This is a genomic window from Idiomarina sp. H2 (assembly GCF_004364275.1).
GTDB classification, from domain to species: Bacteria; Pseudomonadota; Gammaproteobacteria; order Enterobacterales; family Alteromonadaceae; genus Idiomarina; species Idiomarina loihiensis.
In genome coordinates this window covers 156,246-178,945 of the sequence record NZ_SNZY01000007.1, presented here as the reverse complement: position 1 = coordinate 178,945, position 22,700 = coordinate 156,246, and the positions used below count along the sequence as shown (strand labels likewise).

Below are 22,700 nucleotides of genomic sequence, written 5' to 3'. Positions count from 1 at the left end.
TCAGTCTCCGTGTCCGTATACAACAGGCCGCGTGTAACGGTCTATAAGCGGTACGCACATATTGGCAAGCAACACCGCAAAGGCGACTGCATCCGGGTAGCCGCCCCAGCTGCGAATAACAAAAATTAAGAAGCCAATAAGCAAGCCAAATATAACCCGTCCACGATTAGAGGTAGCCGCAGATACCGGATCAGTGGCAATAAAGAAGGCACCTAACATTGTTGCTCCGCTTAAGGCGTGAACGATAGGTCCGGGCATCAGGTCCGGGGCGAAAATATGCGCGATAAATGCGGGTATACAAAGACCACCAAGAAAGCCGAGTGGAATGTGCCAGCTGATAATACGTTGCTGAATTAAGAGTAACCCACCGACGAAAAAGCCCAGGTTTATCCACTGCCAGCCAGCACCGGCAAAGTAACTGAATTCTGGGCGCTGATAAATTTCAGTTAGTGTATAACCCTGAGTCAGTCCGGTTTTTATACTGTCGAGAGGGGTTGCCATGGTGACGCCATCGATACCGGAACGGAGCTGCTCAACGCTGTAGCCTGCTGGCGTGTATTCAAACAATATGGTGTGCAACGTTTGCCATAAGTTAAGCGAATGCTCACTAATAGCTGAAACCGGTAACCAGTTGGTCATTTGTACCGGGAATGACACCAGCAGAAGCACATAACCAGCCATGGCCGGGTTAAATAAGTTTTGCCCCATGCCACCATAAACATGTTTGACCACGACAATGGCGAATAACGTCCCTATAACGATGATCCACCAGGGCGCTAATGAAGGAATGCTAATTGCCAGTAAAACGGCGGTAACTATGGCCGTATTGTCGCGCAAGGCTGAAAATGCCGGACGCTCCCGGGCTACGGTGCAGGCCATTTCGGCGGCAATTGCAGTAACCACGGCCAGAAGAATTTGAAACCAGATACCGGAGCCGAAAAAGTAGCTGTGCAGCAGTACGCCGGGAACCAGTGCATAACAAACCCAGCGCATCATCTCGCTGGTGCTGCGCTGGTTATGCCCATGGGGTGACGATGCAATTCTGAAACTCATGACTCACTTCCTTTGGCTGAGTTGCTTTCTTCCGGGCTTTCTTTAGCAGCCTGAGCGGCCTTTTTAGCTTTAGCGCGGGCAATAGCGGCTGCAACCGCCGCTGACTTACCGGCCGGTTTCTCAGTGCCTTCTTCCGCTTTACTTCCAGGTTCGTCGCTGTTTTTCTGCTGCGCTTCTTGTTGCATTTCCTGCTGCATTTTCTTGCGCTCTTCGGCGGCTTTTCTGTGACGCTCTAAGCGTTCTTCTTTTTCACGCTCCAGCCGTTCCTGTCTTGCTTCGAAACGTTTACGGGCTTGTTCCGCCTTAGCTTTTTCCCGGGCAATATTACGCACTTCGGCTTTGGCCTTACGGTAGTAGTGCACTAGTGGTATTTCGCTGGGGCAGACATAAGCGCAGGCACCGCATTCAATGCAGTCGAACAAGTTGTGTTTTTCCAGCGACTCGTAGTCTTTGGCTTTGGCCAACCATTGCAACTGCTGCGGCTGCAATGTTGCCGGGCAGGCGTCGGCACAGGCGCCGCATCGAATACAGGCCAGTTCAGGTCCGGGAGAGGGCAGTTCCTTCTCCGTAGGCGCCAGAACACAGTTAGTGGTTTTTATGACCGGCACTTCCGTAATCGGCAGGGTGAAGCCCATCATTGGCCCGCCCATAATAATGCGTTGCTTTTTCTCCGGAGTAAAACCTGACTCATCCAGCAAATGCTGAATTGGTGTTCCTAATAAGGCCCACACGTTCCCCCGCTGTTTAAGAGACTCACCGGTCAGCGTAACCACGCGCTCTAATAAAGGCTCACCATGAATAATCGCCCGTTTAACCGCATAGGCCGTGCCGACGTTTTGCATCAGCAGGCCAATATCCATAGGCAACTTGCCACTGGGCACCTGATGCCCTGTGAGCAGCTCAATCAGTTGCTTTTCACCGCCCGAAGGGTACTTGGTGGGCACGACTTTAAGCTGTATTTGCGGGTTGTCGTCAATGGCTTCTGCCATGGCCTTTATGGCCTCAGGCTTATTATCTTCAATAGCTAGCAGAACCGAGTTGCAACGGGTGATGTACTGTAAAATGCGAATGCCGGCAATAATGTCATCGGCGTGTTCCTGCATTAAGCGATCGTCTGCGGCAATGTAAGGTTCGCACTCAACCCCATTTATAATAAGGTGTTTCAGAGGCTTTTGCTGTGCCAGCTTTTGAGCGGTAGGGAAACCTGCACCACCTAAACCGGCAATACCGGCTTCCTGAATCAGCTCCAGTAAGCGTGAAATTTCAATGTCATGATAATCGGGCAGTGCGTGCTTATTGCCCCAGCGGTCTTCGCCGTCCGGGTGAATGACAATAGCCTGTTCCGGCAAGCCCGATGCATGTGCCGTAGGGCGTTCTTCAATGGAGGCAATGGTGCCGGACGTTGGAGCGTGCAAGGGTAACCCTTGGCTTAACCCGGCTTCAGTTAAACGCTGACCTTTATCAACGCGCTCGCCGACCTTAACCAAAACCTTACCAGAAGGCCCAATGTGCTGGCGTACCGGCAAAATCAGCTCGTGCGGTAATGTAAGCTTGCGAATGGGCTGGCTGCTGGCCGGCTGCTTACGCTCAGGAGGATGAACACCGCCCGGGAAGTGACCTATCACATTGGCGCTAAAGTCATGTTTGTTTGCCTGCACGTCACTCATTCCACCACCTTAACCGGAATGCTATTGGCTTTGATGTTTTCTTTCACGGTATCCAAATCCCACTGCCAGGTTTCGGGTTTTGCTTTTACTTTTACCATGTCGATACAGTCGACCGGACAAGGTTCAACACAAAGGTCGCAGCCGGTACATTCATGTTCGATAACCGTGTGCATTTGTTTTGCTGCACCTAAAATGGCATCGACCGGACAGGCTTGAATACACTTAGTACAACCAATGCATTCGTCTTCGCGGATAACCGCGACTTTTTTTACGTCTTCTTCGCCATGAGCATCATCCAGCGGCTTGGCTTCTACGCCCATTAAATCGGCTAACTGTTTTATGGTCGCTTCGCCGCCCGGCGGGCATTTGTTAATGTCGTCGCCGTCGGCAATGGCTTGTGCGTAGGGGCGGCAACCGGGGTAACCGCATTGGCCACATTGCGTTTGTGGCAGAATTTCATCAATTTGGTCGACAATAGGATCGCTCTCGACGCGGAACTTAACCGCGGCAAAGCCAAGAATCACTCCGAATATCAGCGCTAATATACCCAGCGCGATAACTGCTCCGAATAAACTCATTAACTGCTCACCAATCCGCTAAAGCCCATAAAGGCAAGAGACATAAGCCCTGCGGTTATCATCGCAATAGCTGAACCTTTAAACGCTACCGGGACGTCGGCGGCAGCTAAGCGCTCACGCAGAGCTGAGAATAAAATAAGTACCAGCGAGAAACCAATAGCGGCTCCTAAGCCATAAACAATAGACTGCACAAAGTTGTGTTGTTCGTTGACGTTAAGTAAAGCCACACCTAATACAGCGCAGTTGGTGGTAATAAGTGGCAGGAAAATACCCAGTAACCGATACAGCGTTGGGCTGGTTTTGTGTACCACCATTTCTGTAAATTGCACGACCACTGCAATAACCAGGATAAAGCTGAGCGTTTGCAGCGACATTAAGTCGAGCGGCTCAAGCAGGTATTGATTTACCAGATAGCTACAGACCGAGGCCAGAGTCAACACAAAGGTGGTCGCTGCTGACATGCCTATTGCCGTGTCCAGCTTGCCGGAAACGCCCATAAAGGGGCACAACCCCAGGAACTTCACCAGTACAAAGTTATTAACCAGCACGGTGCCTATCAGTAGCAGTAAGTAATCGGTCATTTACCTTTCCGGATACTGTGTTTAACAAAGACCGCATATTATCGGTGTTTTGGCTGCCATAAACAACAGACAGAGGGCATGTGTTTTGGAGAAAATTTGTGCATTGTCATACTTTCTTCACGAAACTGCTCATTTAGTGTCATAAAGGCTTGGCAAGGTAGCTACAACTGAAGCCAAAATGGGTTCTAAACCACATGGTACTAATCAGTTATTTACAACGTTTTGATCGCTATTGTTATTGTTTGTTTTCTGGTTTGCGGGCTAAGGATTTGCCCGGACAAATTGCACTGCTGACATCGCGCAGTGGTGACGGTTACGGTTACCTGGTTATTGCCCTAATGGCCTGGCTTCTGGACGAATCCGGCGACGACTATTTTGCCCATCTGTTACTTGCCTTTGCACTTGAGCTACCGGCTTACTGGATAATGAAAAACAGTTTTCGGCGCCAGCGACCCAGTGAGTTAAATTTATCCTTTGCTGCTTTGGTTGTCGCCAGTGATAAATTCAGTTTTCCTTCCGGCCATACCGCAGCTGCAGTTCTGTTTTCTACAGTAACCTATCAGTATTACCCAAATCTTGGCTTAGTCTGTTTTGGCTGGGCTGCCGCCATTGGTGCCTCCCGAGTTGTGGTTGGTGTCCATTACCCCAGCGATATTGTTGCCGGCGCTTCGCTGGCTATTGTCGTATCGGAGTTCGTTATATGAAAATTCTTTATGGTATACAGGGCACGGGTAATGGTCACCTGAGTCGCTGTCACACCATGGCAAAGTCTCTTGCAAAATATAATGTTGATATTGATTACCTGATATCGGGGCGTGATGTTGCTGGTTTATTCGATATGGACGTTTTCGGCGATTATCAATGGCAGCAGGGTTTGTCTTTTGTCACTGAAAAAGGGCGGTTACGAAGACGTAAGACGTTGCTGAAAAACGACTGGAGTCAATTTTGGCAGGATGTAAAAAAGTTACCGGTAAAAAATTACGATTTAGTGATCACAGATTATGAACCCGTAACCGCCTGGGCGGCTAAGAAAGCCGGAGTGCGCTGTATTGGCTTAGGTCGTCAGTATGCGTTTCAGGAGCCGGAATTGTTCCGACGCTTATCTTGGTGGCAGAAAAAGCTGATATCTTCATTTGCGCCCTGTTCAGAGCCTGTCGGTATGCACTGGCTTTCAACCGGAAATGCGATTCCCCCCGTGGTCAGGCATGAAGAAAATAACTGTGGCGGCTTAATGCAACGCGTGGTTGTCTATTTACCCTTTGAAGACCCTCGGCATGTAATTGAGCAATTGCAGCCTTTAGATAATTACGAGTTTTCTTTTTTTCATCCTTTGGCTAAGCGCGAGTCTTTAGGTCATATTGAGTGTTACCCACCCTCGAGAGCGGAGTTTGCCGCTCACTTCAATAAGGCGTCGGCTATTTTGTCTAACGCGGGGTTTGAAACCAGTTGCGAGGCGCTGAGTCAGGGCAAAGCGCTTGCAGTAAAGCCTTTAACCGGTCAGTTCGAGCAAAAATGGAATGCGCAGATACTGCAGGAGCAGGGGTTAGCGCATGTCCTTAAGCGAATCGACAGCGTATCAATTGATAGTTGGTTAACCCAACGTAATCCGCAACGGTTATATTGGCCTAATGTTGCAGATGAATTAGCGCAGTGGATATCTAAAGGCGCTCAGCAGCCTGTTGCTGAACTGAGTGCAGGGCTGTGGTCCAGAAACGAAAAAACCGCCGTATAGGCGGTTCTCTCTAAATGTGGCTCCCCAGGTTGGATTCGAACCAACGACACATGGATTAACAGTCCACCGCTCTAACCAACTGAGCTACTGGGGAATTGAATAGGTTGGATGTTGTTTGGCTCCCCAGGTTGGATTCGAACCAACGACACATGGATTAACAGTCCACCGCTCTAACCAACTGAGCTACTGGGGAACAACATTCAACGGCTGCGAATATTAAAGCTCATACGCAGGGGTGTCAACTATTCTGCGAAGGTTTTTAAAGGAAAACGGTTCGGTTGTCGAAAAAGTCGACAAAATAGCTTTTTTAATCATATCAGCGCTAAAACAGGCGCCAATCGCTGTCGATGACAATGTCAAGTAACTGTAAAATATTCAGGCATAACATAAGTACTATGTTTATCGCTGATCTCATTATCCACAGATATCTGAATGTCGCAGTAGATAACGGCTACATGATCTTATCCACGGAATCTGTGGATAACCTTGTGTTTAACTCTGTTAAGTCGTAAGAGTGATGCGGGTTTGAAGGCATTTCTAGGGCTGGTTAAAAAATAACGCAGTGATTTAATTTATATAAAATACAATAGGTTACGTTATTTTGATGAATAAACACTCATGTTGGTGATTCCGTCACCAACCAATGCCTGAAGAATCAGCAACTTGTGTATTTCTTAGTGGATTTGACTAAAAAACGCGCCAAAAAATCTTTCCGGAAATAGGTTGATCGGGCTTGACATTGATTAAATTGATCGGGATCTAATTGACTTTATCTGAGGTGGACTTTTAGTAATTTGTAATAAAACTATCAAAATAGAAAAGGGCAATATTGGCGTGATTTAAGCTGGAATGACTGTTCAATTAATAGGGTTTTGGCGCTCATTCGGGGAAATGGCGCCAAAACCTTTATTTTATAAACTTTCTGAAAAGTCTTTAATTCTCTTAACCGCTTCTTTTAATACATCCATACTGGTTGCAAAGGACAGACGGCAATACCCATCGGTACCGAAAGCTGAGCCAGGCACTAAGGCTACGTTTGCTTCGGTTAGCAGTTTTTCGCAAAGCTCAACGTCGTTACTTACCTTAGCTTTAGCCATTAATCCATCAACCTGCGCGAATGCGTAGAAGGTACCGTCACCGGGCACACAGTTAACGCCGTCTATGCTATTTAAGGCATCTACCAAGTAGTCGTGACGCTCTTTAAATGCACTTACCATGGTGTCGATGCAGCTCTGGTCACCATTTAATGCTGCCGCCGCTGCATACTGACTAATGCTGGTTGGGTTTGAAGTACTTTGTGACTGCATTTTTTTCATGGCTGCAATAATAGGTTTAGGCCCGGCAGCATAACCGATACGCCAGCCTGTCATTGCATAAGCTTTGGATACTCCGGTCAGGATAACGGTGCGATCTTTAAGATCCGGAGCCACCATAGGCAAGTTGGCAAAAGCGGAATCACTCCAGAGGATATGTTCATACATATCGTCAGTGGCGATAAGTACCTTTGGATAGTCACGCAGTACTTCAGCCAAAGCTTTCAGTTCGTCTGCTGTGTATGCAGTTCCCGCCGGGTTAGACGGACTATTAATAAACATTAACCGGGTTTTATTGGTCAAGGCTTCGCGCAGTTGTTCCGGAGTGATCTTAAAACGCTGATCAATACCAGCTTTAACAATAACGGGCTCTGCGCCAACCAGTTTGGTCATATCCGGATAAGAAACCCAATAAGGAGCGGGGATAATGACTTCATCACCCGGGTTTAACCAGGCACTGAGCAAATTAAAAATACTGTGTTTGCCGCCGGCAGAGACAATAATTTCTTTGCGCTCATAGCTCAGGTTATTGTCACGCTCCAGCTTTTTAATGACCGCATCTTTTAGCTCGTCGATGCCATCAACTGCAGTATATTTTGTTTTACCATCGCGAATCGCCTGAATAGCCGCTTCTTTGATAAAATCTGGTGTATCAAAATCTGGCTCGCCGACGCCCAGACCAATAACATCTTTGCCTTGTTGGCGTAATTCATTGGCTTTTTGAGTAACCGCCAGAGTCGGCGATGGTTGAATCGCATTGATACGATCAGAGAGTTGATAATCCACGTTCAGATCCTGTTTTTCGCAAGGGTTGAAATGCCCATTACTATACGGATCGCAGTGGCTAAAGTCTATTCTCCGTAGCCACAAAGCACAGTCTCATGTACACTATTCGGCTATCGAACTGAGGAGGGATTGAATGGCAGCTGCCGACGCATCAAGAAGTCTTATCAGCGCGCCGGTAGGACAAAAACTCTGGGAAATGACCTGGCCGGTTATTTTCGGTGTGGCTACTCTCATTAGCTTCAATGTTGTCGATACCTTCTTTATCAGTATGCTCGGAACAGACCCTCTCGCGGCTGTCAGCTTTACCTTTCCCGTTACTTTCACCGTTATAAGCCTGGCCATAGGTTTAGGTATAGGAACATCTGCCGTCATTGCCCGTAAATACGGCTCCGACAGGCCGGAAGAGGCTCATTTTGACGGTTTTTCTGCGCTCTCGGTGTCCGCCATATTAGTTGCTGCATTGGCACTCATTGGCTATTTGCTGATGGACCCGGTTTTCAGTTTATTGCAGGCACAGGAACGGCTAATGCCATTGATACGGGAGTATATGACGCTCTGGTATCTGGGCTGCGTGATGTTGGTTACGCCTATGGTTGGGAATGCGGTTCTGCGAGCCGCCGGTGACACACGAATACCATCGCTTATTATGGCTTCCGGTGGGTTGGCGAACGCCATTTTCGATCCAATTTTAATTTTTGGGCTAGGGCCTATTCCTGCCATGGGAATTGAAGGTGCCGCTCTTGCCAGTGTTATTTCCTGGTTTAGTGGTGTCTTTTTAGTGTTTTGGTTGCTGCGCAGAAACAAGTTGGTTTCTTCCAAACCGCCGGGTGGACGAGCTTTTTTTCAAGCATGGGTTAAGTCAGCCCGCGGTATTTTAAAAATAGGTATGCCGGCAGCCAGCGCCAATATGCTGACGCCATTAGCTATGTCAGTGATGACTGCTATTGTCGCATCTTACGGAGCTCCGGCCGTGGCAGCGTTCGGTGTCGGGTCCCGACTGGAGTCACTGGCCAGCGTCATTATACTGGCGTTGTCCATGTCATTGCCGCCATTAATTAGCCAGAACTATGGTGCGGATCGTATTGATCGGGTGAAAGAAGCCTACCGGACGGCGTTAAAAGCCGTGCTGGCCATTCAGGCGGTCATTTATTTACTGATGCTGGTAACCGCACATTGGATAGCTCAGGTATTTGCTGAAGAGCAGGCGGTTGCGGACATTGTTAAGCTTTTTATTTATATTATGCCGTTGGGTTACGGGTTACAGGGCATTATTATACTGACCAATTCCAGCTTTAATGCTGTGCACCGGCCAATGAACGCGTTGTGGTTAAGTATCATTCGTCTATTTGTTTTATTCGTACCACTCTCATATTTAGGGAGTTTACTCGCTGACTTAACCGGTTTATTCATTGGTGGTGTGGTCGCTAATCTGTTTACTGCTGTTATTGCGTATTGGTGGTTTTCACGCGAGTTGAGGAGAGAACGTGGCTAAGAAATTTGAACTGGTTTCTAAATACAAGCCGGCGGGTGACCAGCCCAAAGCCATTGAGTCGCTGCTCGATAATCTGGACGCCGGTTTGGCGCATCAGGTGCTTTTGGGGGTAACTGGTTCAGGTAAAACCTTTACCATGGCAAACGTTATTGAACGCTCGCAGCGACCTACGTTGATACTGGCGCACAATAAAACCCTGGCGGCGCAGCTTTATGGAGAGATGAAAGAGTATTTCCCCAATAACGCGGTGGAATATTTTGTCTCTTACTATGACTACTATCAGCCCGAAGCTTATGTGCCGACAACTGATACTTTCATTGAGAAAGACGCCTCAATTAACGACCACATAGAGCAAATGCGTTTGTCAGCTACCAAGGCTCTGATGGAACGCCGTGACGTAGTTCTGGTTGCGTCAGTATCAGCCATTTACGGTCTGGGTGACCCTGAGTCCTACATGAAAATGATGCTGCATTTGCGTTGCGGTGACATTATCGATCAACGTGACGTTCTGCGGCGTTTGGCTCAGTTGCAGTATAAGCGAAACGACGCAGCCTTCGAGCGCGGTACGTACCGGGTTCGTGGCGATGTGATTGATATTTTCCCGGCCGAGTCGGAAGAAATAGCAGTACGTCTGGAGCTGTTTGACAGCGAGGTTGATCGTATTAGCTTTTTTGAACCGTTAACCGGGCAGGTGACGGAAAAAGACGTTGCGCGTGCCACTATTTATCCGAAAACGCATTATGTAACGCCGCGGGAAGTGCTGGTTAAAGCCATTGATAAGATAAAAGATGAGCTGAAAGATCGCCGCGATATTCTGCTTAAGCAAAACAAACTGATAGAAGAGCAGCGGATTAATCAGCGTACGCAATTTGATATTGAAATGATGCTGGAGCTTGGCTACTGCTCGGGCATTGAAAACTACTCACGTTACCTGTCGGGTCGTGCGCCGGGCGAGCCGCCACCAACGTTGATGGACTATTTACCGGATAACGCACTGCTTATCATTGATGAGTCACACGTTACTGTGTCGCAGGTTGGCGCTATGTATAAAGGCGACCGCTCGCGTAAAGAAAATCTGGTGGAATACGGTTTCCGTTTACCCTCAGCACTGGATAACCGGCCGCTTAAATTTGATGAGTTTGAGGCTATAGCGCCACAAACCCTATATGTGTCAGCGACACCGGGCAAGTATGAATTAGAGCGCAGTGGTAATGAAGTGGTTGAGCAGGTTGTCAGACCGACCGGGTTGATTGACCCTCAGATAGAAGTGCGTCCGGTTGCCACCCAGGTGGATGATTTAATGTCTGAAATACGTTTACGGACAGAGTTAGGCGAACGGGTTCTGGCGACAACTTTAACCAAAAAGATGTCGGAAGATTTAGCCGACTACCTGGATGAACACGGTATAAAAGTGCGTTATCTGCACTCAGACATTGATACTGTTGAACGTATGGAGATTATCCGCGATTTACGTCTGGGTAAGTTCGATGTGCTGGTAGGTATTAACTTGCTGCGGGAAGGTCTGGATATGCCGGAAGTGTCGCTGGTCGCGATATTAGACGCAGATAAAGAAGGCTTTCTACGTTCCGACCGTTCGTTAATTCAGACGATAGGGCGTGCCGCACGTAACGTTAACGGCCGCGCCATTTTATATGCCGACCGTATTACCGGCTCTATGCAACGCGCTATGGATGAAACTGACCGTCGCCGCGAGAAGCAAATTGCTTACAACAAAGAGCACGGTATTACTCCGCAGGGGCTGAATAAAGACATCACCGACGTGATGGATCTGGGTCAGGGTTCCGCTAAAGCTCGTAAAAGTAAGGCTGAAAAAGCACTGGCTGAAGTCGCCTCCGGGTATGATGCCCGGACTGTGGTTGTCAAAGACGCGAAAGCGGTGATGAAAGAAATCGACGCTAAAGAGAAAGAGATGTACAAAGCGGCGCAGAATCTTGAGTTTGAACAAGCAGGTAAACTGCGCGATGAAGTCGCTGAACTGCGTGAACAACTTAAACGAGCAGTTTAAAGATAAATACCCTGCAACGAACAGGGTTATCGCTTTTATCAATTGGCTGTAACAATCTTAATCGGCAATAATTAACAAAAGTCGAAGTGGGAGATTGTTATGAAAGACGCAGTAAAGACAGTATCATTTGGTATCATGCATTTTACTATCGCCTTTGGCGTAGTCTGGTTAATGACAGGTGACGTCGTGCTTGGTGGTGCTATTGCTCTGATTGAACCTTTAGTGAATACAGTAGGTTATTATTTCCATGAAAAAATCTGGCAGCGAGGCGACAAGCGCCGGGCAGCGATTGGTAGAGAGAGCACGATACCTGGATAAAGAAGGCCGGGCGAGTATCCCGCTTTCACTCCTGCTGGTGCTTTTATTTGAAATGCGTGGCTATGTCGCCGCCATCATATCTCTGACTTTTTCTGAAGACCGAACTCGATTATTGAAACTCTTCTACACCAGTTCAGAGCAGTTCGGGCTGATGCTACTGATTGGCCTGCCTGCCTTAATTGTTTTGCTGGCAACCACCTTTGTCGGCGAAGACAAACCTAACTGGGCAAATAGATTAATGCGTTTTGCTCAACCTCTGTTATTACTTTCTTTAGTTTTTGATGCCGTACTCATTTCCTGGTTGTTCATTGAGCAACATGGTGCTTTTTCATTTGGACGAGCAGCAATTGTTTTTGGTTGGTTTATTTGTGGTTGGTATTTAATAAAGTCCAGACACTGGCGTTTTTATCGACAGCACCTGATTAAGATAGAGTAACTTAAGTAAAGGGAGTTGATTTTTAAGGTTTAACGTTCTTTAATGGCTGTCTGAGAACTGATTCGGACCGGCATGAACTTCTTAAATAACTTTTTTCTGCTTAAAGACGAAGGAACGTCAGAAAATGGTGTTCCCAATTGGCGAGTCAGCGCACTAAGAATTATTCTTTTCTCGGGAGCTTTCCTTTCATTAGCTGTTTTTATTGATACGCTTGTCCCTTTATTAGAGTTGCATTTAATTTTCACTATAGGCGTTACCTCCACATTTTTGGGAGTGATGCTGACCCTATTTTGGTTAAGTACTCGATACTATCATTTTTGTGCTCATTCTCTGCATGTCATGATTATTGCCGCGAGTTTGTCCTGTAATCTTTTATTAGTCGACTTGAGCCTTGCACAAGTTAGCTCAATGTTTATGTATGCTTCACCACTTATAGCGTTGATGCTTTTAGGTGGACGTGCTGCATTATTCTACGGCATTCTTAATATTGTGCCGTTTTATATTATTCTTAACGATATCGACTTATCAGAATTGACAGGAATTAACGAACAGTTACCTGATGCGTCTCTATATATTTTGGGACTTATTTTTCTGTTTTTTAACATCTGTATTCCTCTCGCAGTGGCTCGTACAATAGTCGCTGCAAAACGTCTGAATCAGGAAACTCAAAAGTCTAACGATTACTTAAAAGGTAAGAACTCGCTTTACCGGGTGTTTTTTGCCGAGTCGAGAAGACCCAAAGTTATTGTTAATGAAGACGGGTTAATTACAGATTTTAATAAACAGGCCGGTGATATTTTTGGTTTAGATGAGTCGACGAGAAGTGGTTGTCAGTCTATTTCTAACTGGTTTCCCGATATTAATCATGCCAAATTACCCACGGGTGGTAAGATTATTCGTCATGAGCATACATACCAACAGGTTGTGAGATTAGAGGTTCCGGAAGCCAGCTCTTATGTTTATGAATTTGTTGATTGCACACAAGAGAAAACGCTGGAGAGTAACCTGACGTTTTTAGAGCAGGAAAACCGCCGTTTGCGTTACCTGGATACTCAGACAAATTTACCGAATAGTGACTGGTTTGAGTTGCAATGCAACAAGTTAATCTCTAAGTCAGATCGTGAATTCTTTGTGGTTGTCGCACAAAGTGAAAGCGAAGACTATTTGCGCTTAAAGTATGGTGAGAGTGTTATCAGAAAGCTCTTAGCGTCCTCTTACAGTCGGCTGAAGAAACACAGACAGCAGCCGCGTTTAACTGCGACTATTGCGTTAAATAAGCTGGTGTTTATTTTGCCAAAGACGGTAGAGAACGAATTAAAAGACGTTTTACTGGATATTAAAAACTCTCTCGATAAAGAATACACCTTTCAGGGTATTAAATGTCAGCAGTCTTTTCAGTTTGGTGTGGCCAGGTTTCCTAAGCATGGTGAAACCGCCGACGTTGTTGTTTCCCGTGCGTTGGAAGCGAAGAAGTTTGCTTCTGTGAACCAGTTTTATCATCTTTATGATACTGAAAACTCGGAAGAGTTTATGGAACGCCATGAAATCTCAATTCTTTTGGATGAAGCCATACAGAACGACGAGTTGGATGTTTGTTTTCAACCGAAAGTGACTGCCGATGGCACTTGTGTCGGGCTTGAAGCACTTGCCCGCTGGGACAGCCCTGTACTGGGTTCCATTTCTCCGGCTATTTTTATTCCAATTGCAGAAGAGTACCGAATGATAAGTCGTTTAACCGACTTAATTGTTCAGAAAGTCTGTGCTCAAATATCGCTGTGGAAGAAAAATGATTTTCCGCTGTTACCCGTAGCCATCAACATTTCACTGCTTGACTTTTCTCAGCCCGATTTTATTTCGAAGCTGGTCAAATATCTGGCCGATTTTTCGGTTAAACCTTCACAGATAGAGCTGGAGTTAACAGAAACCTGTCTGGAGTCGGACAGGGTCAACTCATTAGAGCTTATGAATGAATTGAAGTCCTGGGGCTTTAAGGTATCGGTTGATGACTTTGGAGTCGGCTATTCCAGTGTTACCCGCTTGGCTTATTACCCGATTGATAAGTTAAAACTGGACAGAGCGCTGCTTCGTGGCATAAAAACATCCGGGCGACAATACAGCTTAGTTAAGGGCATTTTTAATATTTGCTCTGAATTGAAAATTAAATGTGTCGTTGAAGGTGTAGAAGAAAAGTCTCAGTTAACAAGATTAACCGAAATTGGCTTTTCAGAGTTTCAGGGTTTTTACTTTTCTAAGCCGTTAACAGTAACTCGTTATGAGAAGCATGTTAAAACCCACGGTCTGGTATTTTTAGATAAAACCGGTCAGCAGCTGTCTTAAGTTGTCTGGCCGGTTAAGTAATACCATTTGCCGTCTTCGAAAATAAAATCAGATTTTTCTTCCATAAAAGCAATATCATCTCCGTCGCAATAAAATGCGCGGAAATGCACCTGCCCTTTATTCTGATCTACGCTGGAAGAAATAACCTGCAATTTAAGCCAGTTTGGTGAGTCGCTTAAATCGAGAAAGGCGGGGCGGTAGCTGCTATGCCATGTTGCTTCTAAGTAGCCTGCTAAGCGTCCGACAAAGGCACTGTAGCGTGAACGCATTAAGGCTTCAGGCGATGACGCAAGTGATTCTCCATTATGATATGGATAGCAACAATGTTGATAGGTTTTATCGAGGCCGCAAGGGCAGGGTTCAGATAGTTTCATAGCGCGAACTTTACCAGCACGCGCGCTGATTTCAACTGCAGTTTTTAATCTGTTTTGCCGGAGTGATTTTTGCCCAGGCCCCCACTTATTGTCAGCTGCAGGGCATCGGCAGGTTTCATAGTCAGTGACTCGATACAATCCGCCGGCACAATGACCATATAGCCGCCGACGTTATAACTCATGGGCAAAAATACCGCCACCTGGTCATCTTTCATCAATTCCGACAGGCGGTCACCCTTAATTCCGCTTTTCTTGGTGACAATACCAATAAGCCGCAGTTTGCTGCCGGGAAGTGTGACTAATACAACAGATTCTTCAGCGAAGTTTTTGCCCGACATCATTTCAAAGACATCGTTAATGGTACCGTAAAGACTGCGCAGCAGTGGCAGCCGGTTGATAAGTTTTCCGGGAAGCTGCCAGAGAGAATCAATGAAATTCCAGCGGGAGCTAAAACCAATAAGCAAAGCAATAGCTAAAAAGCTAATAAAGGCGAGCCCCGGAAAATAGGAAGACTCACCCAGTAAGGTTATCCATATAGGCTTAAGCCAATTTTCGATGGTAACTAGCAGCCATTGCAGTAACGCAAAGGTCACAACAATGGGCAGTAAAATGGCTAACCCTTTAAACAAATACTGCAGCGTTCTTTTCATTATTTAATAAGCCTTTTGGCAAAGAGTTAGCCGCATTGTGAAACGAATAAATCAATCGGACAAGTAATATTCTATGGTGGATACAACCCGCACATTTTTCAGATGAGGATTGTGTCGGTCGCGAGCACTGATACTAAACTGCCCCTGACGTGCCTGTTTGATTTTACCCAACTGAGAGTTCGAGTCTGTCGCAAATTTTTCTGCTACTTCCCGGGCTTTCTTAGTGGCCTCTTCTATCATTTCGGGCTTTACCTCATTCAACCGGGTAAATAAGTATTCAGGTTGCGCCTGATAATCGTCGCTGCTGAGAACAATCCCCTCTTTACCCAGCTCGGCAAGGTCTCCCATGACACTGCGAACCTGCTCTACGTTACTGGAATAGACAGTAATAGCTTGTGTGGCGGTATAACGAAATTCTGCGGGTTGAGAAGAGCCGTAACGCTGTGCAGATTTGTCTGTAATGGAAGGGGCAGATGAGGATATCTCTTCAGCTTTAATACCCTTTTCTCGCAAAAATTCTACGACCTTTTGGTTTGAATCTTCCATGGTTTCATAAATTTCGGTTAAGTCATTGCTGGCTGCTGTAAATTGAATAGGCCAGATAACTGTGTCGGCGAGGTATTCACGTTCAGATAGCCCCTTTACGGTCACACTGCGCTCCATAGACTTGTGCTCAAGCACTGCATTTGAACCGATAATGCTAACGATCGCGAAGCTGATGATAAGAGAAATGCTTATTATCAGAGTATTCTTAGTTGAGTTCATCAAAATCCCCATAGTTTTTAGAAAGAGTGGCTTATGGCAACGGGAGTTAATGTGTGCGTACACTCAACTATTTATAGGCGATAGAAGGGAATTTATCCAGAGTTTAATTTGGCCCTGCTGCGGGTTAGCAGCAGGGGGGAAAGCATAGTTAAGTTTATTAAAATGAATAGCGTACGGTAGCACTTAGGCTATCAACATCGAGGTACTGGACTTCACCGTATGTCTCATAGCCAAGACCAAACGACAGGTTTGCTGTCGCGTGATAGAAAGCAGATACACTAAAGCGAAAAGTATCTTCGTCAAACGCGATATAGTCCACCTTAGCATCGACCTCAACTTTTGGAGCTATCATAGAGCGAAGTCCGACTCCAACACCCCAGGCATTCTCGGATGCCGATGTCGACAGTCCCTGGCCAGAACCTGAAAATTTTGCTCGTTCAAACGATACTGTCGAGTATAAATCAGTGGTGTTAGTTAAGTGCTTATATGAACCGATACCTGCTGACAGAAAGTCGATATCTAAATCGAAACCTGAGTCGTCATTGGAGACAGAGTCGAAATCTGCAAATACGAAAAGGTTATCTAAAACGACGAGGTCCGGATTAATAGCGGCCGAACCGCCGACTCTGAATCCGTCGAAAGAAAGATCGCCAGCTCCGTCAACGCCAACATCGGTATCAAGATAGGACGCATCAACTTTATTCCAGTTAGGGGTCTCAGCTAGAACTGCGCCAGGTAAGGTCAGCATTGCCAATGCGATAACAGCTTTTCTCATAAGTCTCTCCTTGGTTGAGAAAAGCGGGCAATATACCTTTAATAGCTAAGTGCTTCAATTGCTTTATATTTAACCTGACAAGAGATTGACGAGCGTCTATTCTCCTACGCTGTAAGACAGAATTCGCGACAAATGACTGTAAGGTAACTGGGTCTGCTGATGCCAGTGGTTAAACGCACTTTGAGCTTGTTTTAACCCTTTTTGACTGGTGGGAGAAGCGTCTATCAGCTTGTAGTTGGTCAACGCGGTGATAACATCATTGGAAAGAATAAAACCGTCCCAGCCAAGCTCGCGCAAAACATACTGTGGGGTAACGCCGCCTAATCGCGAACCGTTCTTTTTAAGATAATGCAACAACTCCGCTTGTTGGCTCGATGGCCATTGAGCCAGAAACTGACCAAAACTGCCGTATTCTTCGGCTACTTCCACAATCATTCGTGCGTTAGCGGGCACGGTGTTTATTTTTTGCTGGTTGCGGACAATACGTTCATCTTTGGAAAGTGCCTCTAAGACTTCTGGGGGCACTTGTTGCCAGTAAAGAGGCACAAAGCCTTTAAAGGCTTCTTCAAAACCCGGCCACTTCGCTTCAATAATGCGCCAGACAAAACCGGCGCGGAAAATACAACGGGTAATGGTTGATAAAATGACCCGGTCATCCAGCTGTTTCAGCTCGCTTGCAGGTGTAACTTTTGGCATGCGTGAAAGCATAGCGTTTTCGCCGCCTTTGCGTTGACAAGCGCGCTCATAAAATTGAGAAAAGTCTGTGGTTAGGTCTGTCATGGTTAACCTGCTGTTATTTCAACATCCAGTCGGCAATAGCCCGGCAGTGCAGTTCCGTGGTATCGAACAATGGCAAAGCCGAATGTTCCTGCTGAATCAGTAAACCTATTTCCGTGCATCCCAGAATAACACCTTGTGCACCCCGTTCGGCTAGCGAATCAATAATGCGAAGGTAATGCTCTCGGGCTTTTTCAGTAAACTGACCGTGACAAAGCTCTTTAAAAATGATGCTGTCGACAGTAACGCTGTCCTCTTCCTCTGGCACCAGAACTTGTACATTGTTTTGTTCCAGGCGCTCTTTATAGAAAGGCTGTTGCATGGTGAAACGGGTACCAAGCAGCCCAACGTTATGGACACTATTTTGTTTGAGATGAGCGGCTACCGCGTCAACAATATGCAGTAAGGGTATGGTTACAGCGGTTTCAATCTGAGGTGCCACTTTATGCATTGTATTTGTCGCTATAACAATGCATTCGGCTCCCGCGGACTCAAGTTGTCTGGCTTTACCGATAAGAGCCTGCGCGGCTGCGTCCCAGTCGCCCTGACTTTGCATTTTTTCAATAGGCGCAAAGTCAACGCTGGCAAGCAGGAGCTCTGCGCTATGCAGGCCACCAAGTCGTTCATTGACTAGCTGGTTCAGGCGTCGGTAGTAAGTGCTGGTTGATTCCCAGCTCATGCCACCAATAATGCCGACTGTTTTCATTAAGACCTCCGCTCCGCAATAGGCTATTTAAAAATAGCCTAGCGCAGTTTGGACGTTAAGTTAACGGCGATATTAGATGGAAAAAATCTAGCTTATGTTTAACTTTATTTTAATTGAACAGTTAATTAAGAAAGTTTGATTTTAATTGAACGATCAATTAACCTTCACGCCGTTGTCACATTAGACTCATATATTAAGGAACTTGACTACAACACAAGAAACGGGAACTTTTATGAAAACTTATGTGCCTATGAAGCAAAGTTTAATTGCATTATCTGTACTATCAGCATTATCTGCTACCTCCCTGCCAGCAATGGCGCAAGACAACCAAAATCAGCAAGCAGAAGAAGAAAAAGAACAAATGGAAGCCATTGTCGTTACAGGCCGCAGTGTCTCATACGCCAATAACGCAGCTTCTGCTGAAATGAAAAAGCAACAAACTCCAATGACCAGCGCTCTGGCAATGGTTGATAACCTGCCTGGTGTGTTGGTTAACGAAGGTGACCCCTTTGGCTCTGATGAATGGTCAACCAGTATTTCGATTCGCGGTTTTCAGTTAGATTTGGAATCTCAGCAAATTGGCATGACTGTAGACGGCATCTCTAATGGTAATTCAAATTACGGCGGTGGTACCAAAGCAAGTCGTTATATTGATACTGAAAATTTACGCGGTACTGAAGTTTCGCAGGGAACGTCAGACATTAGTTCGCGCTCAAACGAAGCTTTGGGCGGGACGCTTAATTTTACAACTATTCGCCCGGCGTACGAAGAACAGTTCACTGTTAGTACCACTATTGGCGAGCACAATGCACAGAAGGTTTATGCTCGTTACGACACTGGTGAAATTGCAAAAGATACATTCGCCTGGTTCTCATTGTCTAGTCAGCAAAACGACGACTACATGGATGGTTCTGTAACCAATACCCGAGATCATGCCGAAGGTAAGATTATCAGCCGTGTTGGTGAAGTGGATTTAACTGGTTATGTGAGTTATGACGATGCTCAGGAATATACTTACCAGCGTGTTTACGGTCTGGCACAGTATGAACAAAACTCTGAGTGGGATGGCTTAACCGAAGACTGGACGGGGGTTCCTTATCAAGATCAGGCTTTTCGTGAAGGTTGGGTAACTGAACGTGAAAACATGTTTGGTTATTTAAAAGCTGATTTCATGCTGGGTGAAGTGGATGTCAGCACCAACGTTTACTATCACGAGAACGAAGGTGTTGGTAAATGGATTCCTTACTATATCGCTGATGTAACAGATGACGGTGCCGGTAACCCTCATTCTGAACTTGACCCGTCGACCACTGCATACGGTGGTTCACAGTCTGGTTTAATTCATTTCGTTAACCGTGATGGTCAATCACTATCTCCTAATGCGGGCTGTGAAAGCTCAATTGGATACCCCTATGGCGGCGGCGGTGCCGAGATTGATCCGGGCTGTTACGATCAAGGCGCTATGCCGGTCAGTTCTCATCGTCATACCCACTATGAGAAGCAACGCTACGGTGTAAATGCTGACTTTGTCTGGGATACGACTGTTGCAGGTATGGCAAACACCTTACGCGGTGGTTTTTGGTATGAAGATTACCAGCGCGATGAATACCGTGACTGGCATAAAACCATTGATGCAGCAGCAAGCCCGCGCCCTGAAAGCAACCCTTACTGGGTTCAGTATAGTCGTGAATTCCCGGTAGAAACTTTAATGTATTACATTGAAGACGAAATTGATGCTGGGTTTGCAAAATTCCGTCTGGGTGCAAAAAAGTTTGATGTTGAGGTTTCAAAAGAAGACCAGTTTAACCCAGAAAACAACTTGAGCGTATCGTCTGACTCTGATGCATTATTATCAGCTGGCTTTGTTGCGCCTTTACCGGTCAGCGGACTGGAAGTTTTTGGTGGTTACGCAGAGAACTTTGCTGCTGTTAAAGATGCGGTACTGGAGCGTGATGATACGGATGTAAGCCAGGTTGAACCTGAAACAGCGGATAACATTGATTTAGGTTTACGTTACTCAACACCGGGCTTCAACGCCAGCTTAACTTACTATGACATTACCTTTGAAAATCGGATTACCTTTGTCAGTAATGAAGACGTTGACGGCATCGACTTCTTAGAAGCGGCTGCTGGTGGTTATGTGAATACTGGTGGTATTGAGTCAAATGGTATTGAAGCATCATTGGATTACAACCTCAGTGATAATCTGGGCGTTTATGTGTCTTACACAAAAAATGACTCAACGTATACCGATGAAGAGTTCCGGGGTAATACGGTATTGGGCAGCGCTCAGGACATGGCCGTCATTAGCTTTGATTACACTAAAGGTGACTTCTATGCCGGCTTTAGCACCAAGTATGTTGGTGAGCGTTACTTAGATCAGGCTAATACCCAAGAAAGTGATTCTTACGTTGTGGGTGATTTATACGTGGGTAAGACTGTTTATGACATTGGTGGTGGAATTGACAGTATGGAATTGAGTTTCACCGTGAATAATGTCTTTGACGAAGATTACCTTGGTACTATCGCTCCAAATGCGGGCTGGATTGGTGCACCACGTACGGTAGCGTTTAATGCTAAGTTTGTATTCTAAATGGCCTGAGAAACCACATGCGGTTATGCCGCATGTGGTTGCTTTATGTTAGCAACAACAAGGTAAAAGATACTTATGTATAAATTACTCGCGATATCCACGTTACTACTTAGCGGCTCTGTTTTTGCCGATGCACCGAGCCGTATTTTATTTGGTTCGTGTTCGCATCAGGACAAAGACATTCCTATTTTCAATAGTATTCTTAAAGACGACCCTGAAGTTTTTGTGTTTCTCGGGGACAATGTCTATGGCGACACAGAAGACATGTCAGTGTTGCAAAACAAATATGAAAAGCTGGGTGCAAAGCCGAGTTTTAAAGAGTTAAAAGAACAAGCGGAACTTATCGCTATCTGGGATGATCACGACTACGGTGCTAATGATGCCGGTAAAGACTATCCGAAGAAAGAAGCGTCGCGCGATATCATGCTCGATTTTTGGGGTGAACCGGAAGACTCCCCACGACGCACTCGTGAGGATGGCATTTATACCTCCTACACCTACGGTGAGGGCGAAGAAAGCATTCACGTAATTTTGCCCGATTTGCGTTGGAACCGGGATGACGTTGCCCACGTAACACGTGAAGAGTACGCCAATGATCGTGAGCCGAAGAATATGGGCCCTTATAAAGTCCATAGCGACCCTAAGGCCAGTATGATTGGTGAAAAACAATGGCAATGGCTGGAAAAAGAGCTGCAAAAACCAGCTCGTATAAAAGTTATTGGCTCAAGTTTACAACTTTTGGCAGACTTTACCGGCTGGGAATCATGGGCTAATTTTCCGTCAGACCGTCAGCGTTTATTTAATCTTATTAAAAAACATAAGGTTAATGGTGTTATCTTGATAAGCGGCGACACCCACTGGGGAGAAATTAGTTACTACGACGAAGATTTAGACTACCCACTGTGGGAAGTTACGTCGTCAGGACTGACTCAGGAGTGGAAAGACGTTAGCCCCAATAAACACCGCATCGGTCAGTTTATCAATAAGGTAAATTATGGCGCGCTGGACGTTGACTGGGAAAAAGACGATCCGGTTGTGACTCTAGGACTTTACGATGAAGAAGGTGATGTCGTTAACGAGCATCGCTTCAGATTGTCAACGCTGGAACCTTATGAATAAAAATTAAATTATGTGAGAAAGCTATGCCAAAAGTGGGAATGGAATCAGTGCGGCGTCAACAGCTTATCAATGCAACCATTGATGTGGTAGCTGACGTAGGCTTACGAGGAGCTACAATTAACTTAATTTCGCGCAGGGCGGGGATGTCGTCCGGCATTATTAGCCACTATTTTGGTGGTAAGCAGGCGCTAATTGAGGCCTCTGTAAGGTATTTGCTTTCTCAGCTCAAAATGGAGCAGTCACCGGATAATCCGTATGACCGCTTGATGAAAATTGTTGATTTGAACTTTTCTGATGTGCAACAGGCAGATTCAAGCACGAAAACTTGGTTAAGTTTTTGGGGACAGTCAATGCATGACGCTGACCTATACCGCTTACAGGAGTTGAATAAGCGCCGGCTTGTGAGCAATTTGCGTTACAGTTTCAAGCAACTATTGAATCCTGAAAGTGCGTGTGAGGCAGCGGAAGTGACTGCCGCGTTAATTGATGGTTTTTGGTTGCGCTGCGCATTGAGCCGGGCAAATGAAGAAAAGTTCAGTCAGGCGAAAAGACACTGCAAAAAATACATTAATGGTGTGCTGGAACAGCACGGCGTCAGTTAAACCATTGCCAAATTATAAGG

Annotated in this window: 21 protein-coding genes and 2 tRNA genes; 10 read left to right on the top strand and 13 right to left on the bottom strand. The window is 46.0% G+C overall.

Annotated features, from left to right (window positions below; translation table 11 throughout):
• From rsxD to rsxA, 4 genes are read right to left on the bottom strand one after another with little or no spacing between them, the layout of a single operon-like run.
• A complete protein-coding gene (gene rsxD, locus DET62_RS10720; protein ID WP_110013894.1) occupies positions 1 to 1,053 on the bottom strand; it encodes an electron transport complex subunit RsxD in 1,053 nt (350 codons plus the stop codon).
• Positions 1,050 to 2,720 carry an electron transport complex subunit RsxC gene (rsxC, locus tag DET62_RS10715; protein WP_110013893.1) on the bottom strand — a complete coding sequence of 557 codons (1,671 nt, stop codon included), beginning with the start codon at positions 2,718 to 2,720 and terminating at the stop codon, positions 1,050 to 1,052. The genes rsxD and rsxC overlap by 4 nt, the downstream gene beginning before the upstream one ends.
• Positions 2,717 to 3,298 (bottom strand): electron transport complex subunit RsxB, encoded by a 582-nt coding sequence (gene rsxB, locus DET62_RS10710; RefSeq protein WP_034821885.1) that lies wholly within the window; start codon positions 3,296 to 3,298, stop codon positions 2,717 to 2,719. Before rsxB ends, rsxC begins: the two co-directional genes overlap by 4 nt.
• On the bottom strand, positions 3,298 to 3,879 hold the full coding sequence (gene rsxA, locus DET62_RS10705; RefSeq protein ID WP_034821882.1) for an electron transport complex subunit RsxA: 582 nt from the start codon (positions 3,877 to 3,879) through the stop codon (positions 3,298 to 3,300). The genes rsxB and rsxA overlap by 1 nt, the downstream gene beginning before the upstream one ends.
• Before the next feature lie 194 nt (positions 3,880 to 4,073).
• Between rsxA and DET62_RS10700 the strand changes: the two genes are divergently transcribed.
• Both DET62_RS10700 and DET62_RS10695 read left to right on the top strand, forming a co-directional pair.
• Positions 4,074 to 4,583, top strand: coding sequence for a phosphatase PAP2 family protein (locus DET62_RS10700; RefSeq protein ID WP_034821880.1), 510 nt, complete (start codon positions 4,074 to 4,076; stop codon positions 4,581 to 4,583).
• Positions 4,580 to 5,611 (top strand): glycosyltransferase family protein, encoded by a 1,032-nt coding sequence (locus DET62_RS10695; protein WP_110013892.1) that lies wholly within the window; start codon positions 4,580 to 4,582, stop codon positions 5,609 to 5,611. Before DET62_RS10700 ends, DET62_RS10695 begins: the two co-directional genes overlap by 4 nt.
• A gap of 17 nt (positions 5,612 to 5,628) precedes the next feature.
• Here the strand turns inward: DET62_RS10695 and DET62_RS10690 are convergent.
• The 3 genes from DET62_RS10690 to DET62_RS10680 all read right to left on the bottom strand — a co-directional run bounded on the left by DET62_RS10690 (position 5,629) and on the right by DET62_RS10680 (position 7,710).
• Positions 5,629 to 5,705 (bottom strand) — tRNA-Asn (locus DET62_RS10690).
• Positions 5,706 to 5,727: 22 nt separating this feature from the next.
• Positions 5,728 to 5,804 (bottom strand) — tRNA-Asn (locus DET62_RS10685).
• 718 nt (positions 5,805 to 6,522) lie between these two features.
• Positions 6,523 to 7,710: a pyridoxal phosphate-dependent aminotransferase gene (locus tag DET62_RS10680; protein ID WP_110013891.1), complete on the bottom strand. Its 1,188-nt coding sequence runs from the start codon at positions 7,708 to 7,710 to the stop codon at positions 6,523 to 6,525.
• A 133-nt stretch (positions 7,711 to 7,843) separates the two neighbouring features.
• Between DET62_RS10680 and DET62_RS10675 the strand changes: the two genes are divergently transcribed.
• The 5 genes from DET62_RS10675 to DET62_RS14565 all read left to right on the top strand — a co-directional run bounded on the left by DET62_RS10675 (position 7,844) and on the right by DET62_RS14565 (position 14,319).
• On the top strand, positions 7,844 to 9,202 hold the full coding sequence (locus DET62_RS10675) for an MATE family efflux transporter (protein WP_110013890.1): 1,359 nt from the start codon (positions 7,844 to 7,846) through the stop codon (positions 9,200 to 9,202).
• Positions 9,195 to 11,228: an excinuclease ABC subunit UvrB gene (gene uvrB / locus DET62_RS10670; RefSeq protein ID WP_110013889.1), complete on the top strand. Its 2,034-nt coding sequence runs from the start codon at positions 9,195 to 9,197 to the stop codon at positions 11,226 to 11,228. Before DET62_RS10675 ends, uvrB begins: the two co-directional genes overlap by 8 nt.
• A 99-nt stretch (positions 11,229 to 11,327) precedes the next feature.
• Positions 11,328 to 11,546 carry a DUF2061 domain-containing protein gene (locus DET62_RS10665; RefSeq protein ID WP_011235021.1) on the top strand — a complete coding sequence of 73 codons (219 nt, stop codon included), beginning with the start codon at positions 11,328 to 11,330 and terminating at the stop codon, positions 11,544 to 11,546.
• A complete protein-coding gene (locus DET62_RS10660) occupies positions 11,476 to 11,982 on the top strand; it encodes a DUF2919 family protein (protein ID WP_110013888.1) in 507 nt (168 codons plus the stop codon). The genes DET62_RS10665 and DET62_RS10660 overlap by 71 nt, the downstream gene beginning before the upstream one ends.
• A gap of 72 nt (positions 11,983 to 12,054) precedes the next feature.
• Positions 12,055 to 14,319 (top strand): GGDEF domain-containing phosphodiesterase, encoded by a 2,265-nt coding sequence (locus DET62_RS14565; protein ID WP_243734990.1) that lies wholly within the window; start codon positions 12,055 to 12,057, stop codon positions 14,317 to 14,319.
• On the opposite strand, the gene DET62_RS10650 is transcribed toward DET62_RS14565, so the two are convergent.
• The 6 genes from DET62_RS10650 to DET62_RS10625 form a co-directional block, all read right to left on the bottom strand.
• A complete protein-coding gene (locus tag DET62_RS10650; RefSeq protein WP_110013887.1) occupies positions 14,316 to 14,693 on the bottom strand; it encodes a YchJ family metal-binding protein in 378 nt (125 codons plus the stop codon). The genes DET62_RS14565 and DET62_RS10650 overlap by 4 nt on opposite strands.
• A 44-nt stretch (positions 14,694 to 14,737) precedes the next feature.
• The gene (locus DET62_RS10645) at positions 14,738 to 15,343 is read right to left on the bottom strand and encodes a DUF502 domain-containing protein (protein ID WP_011235016.1); all 606 of its coding nucleotides are present in this window, start codon (positions 15,341 to 15,343) and stop codon (positions 14,738 to 14,740) included.
• Positions 15,344 to 15,394: 51 nt separating this feature from the next.
• A complete protein-coding gene (locus DET62_RS10640; protein WP_110013886.1) occupies positions 15,395 to 16,108 on the bottom strand; it encodes an SIMPL domain-containing protein in 714 nt (237 codons plus the stop codon).
• A gap of 157 nt (positions 16,109 to 16,265) precedes the next feature.
• On the bottom strand, positions 16,266 to 16,883 hold the full coding sequence (locus DET62_RS10635; RefSeq protein ID WP_011235014.1) for an outer membrane beta-barrel protein: 618 nt from the start codon (positions 16,881 to 16,883) through the stop codon (positions 16,266 to 16,268).
• Between the two features lie 96 nt (positions 16,884 to 16,979).
• Positions 16,980 to 17,663, bottom strand: coding sequence for a DNA-3-methyladenine glycosylase I (locus tag DET62_RS10630; RefSeq protein WP_011235013.1), 684 nt, complete (start codon positions 17,661 to 17,663; stop codon positions 16,980 to 16,982).
• Between the two features lie 13 nt (positions 17,664 to 17,676).
• Positions 17,677 to 18,366 (bottom strand): aspartate/glutamate racemase family protein, encoded by a 690-nt coding sequence (locus tag DET62_RS10625; RefSeq protein WP_110013885.1) that lies wholly within the window; start codon positions 18,364 to 18,366, stop codon positions 17,677 to 17,679.
• 232 nt (positions 18,367 to 18,598) lie between these two features.
• Between DET62_RS10625 and DET62_RS10620 the strand changes: the two genes are divergently transcribed.
• The 3 genes from DET62_RS10620 (at position 18,599) to betI (ending at position 22,680) form a co-directional block, all read left to right on the top strand.
• On the top strand, positions 18,599 to 20,959 hold the full coding sequence (locus DET62_RS10620; RefSeq protein WP_110013884.1) for a TonB-dependent receptor: 2,361 nt from the start codon (positions 18,599 to 18,601) through the stop codon (positions 20,957 to 20,959).
• Positions 20,960 to 21,034: 75 nt separating this feature from the next.
• On the top strand, positions 21,035 to 22,078 hold the full coding sequence (locus tag DET62_RS10615) for an alkaline phosphatase D family protein (protein WP_110013883.1): 1,044 nt from the start codon (positions 21,035 to 21,037) through the stop codon (positions 22,076 to 22,078).
• 23 nt (positions 22,079 to 22,101) lie between these two features.
• Positions 22,102 to 22,680, top strand: a complete 579-nt coding sequence (gene betI / locus DET62_RS10610; protein WP_110013882.1) for a transcriptional regulator BetI — start codon at positions 22,102 to 22,104, stop codon at positions 22,678 to 22,680.
• Positions 22,681 to 22,700 lie beyond the last annotated feature (20 nt).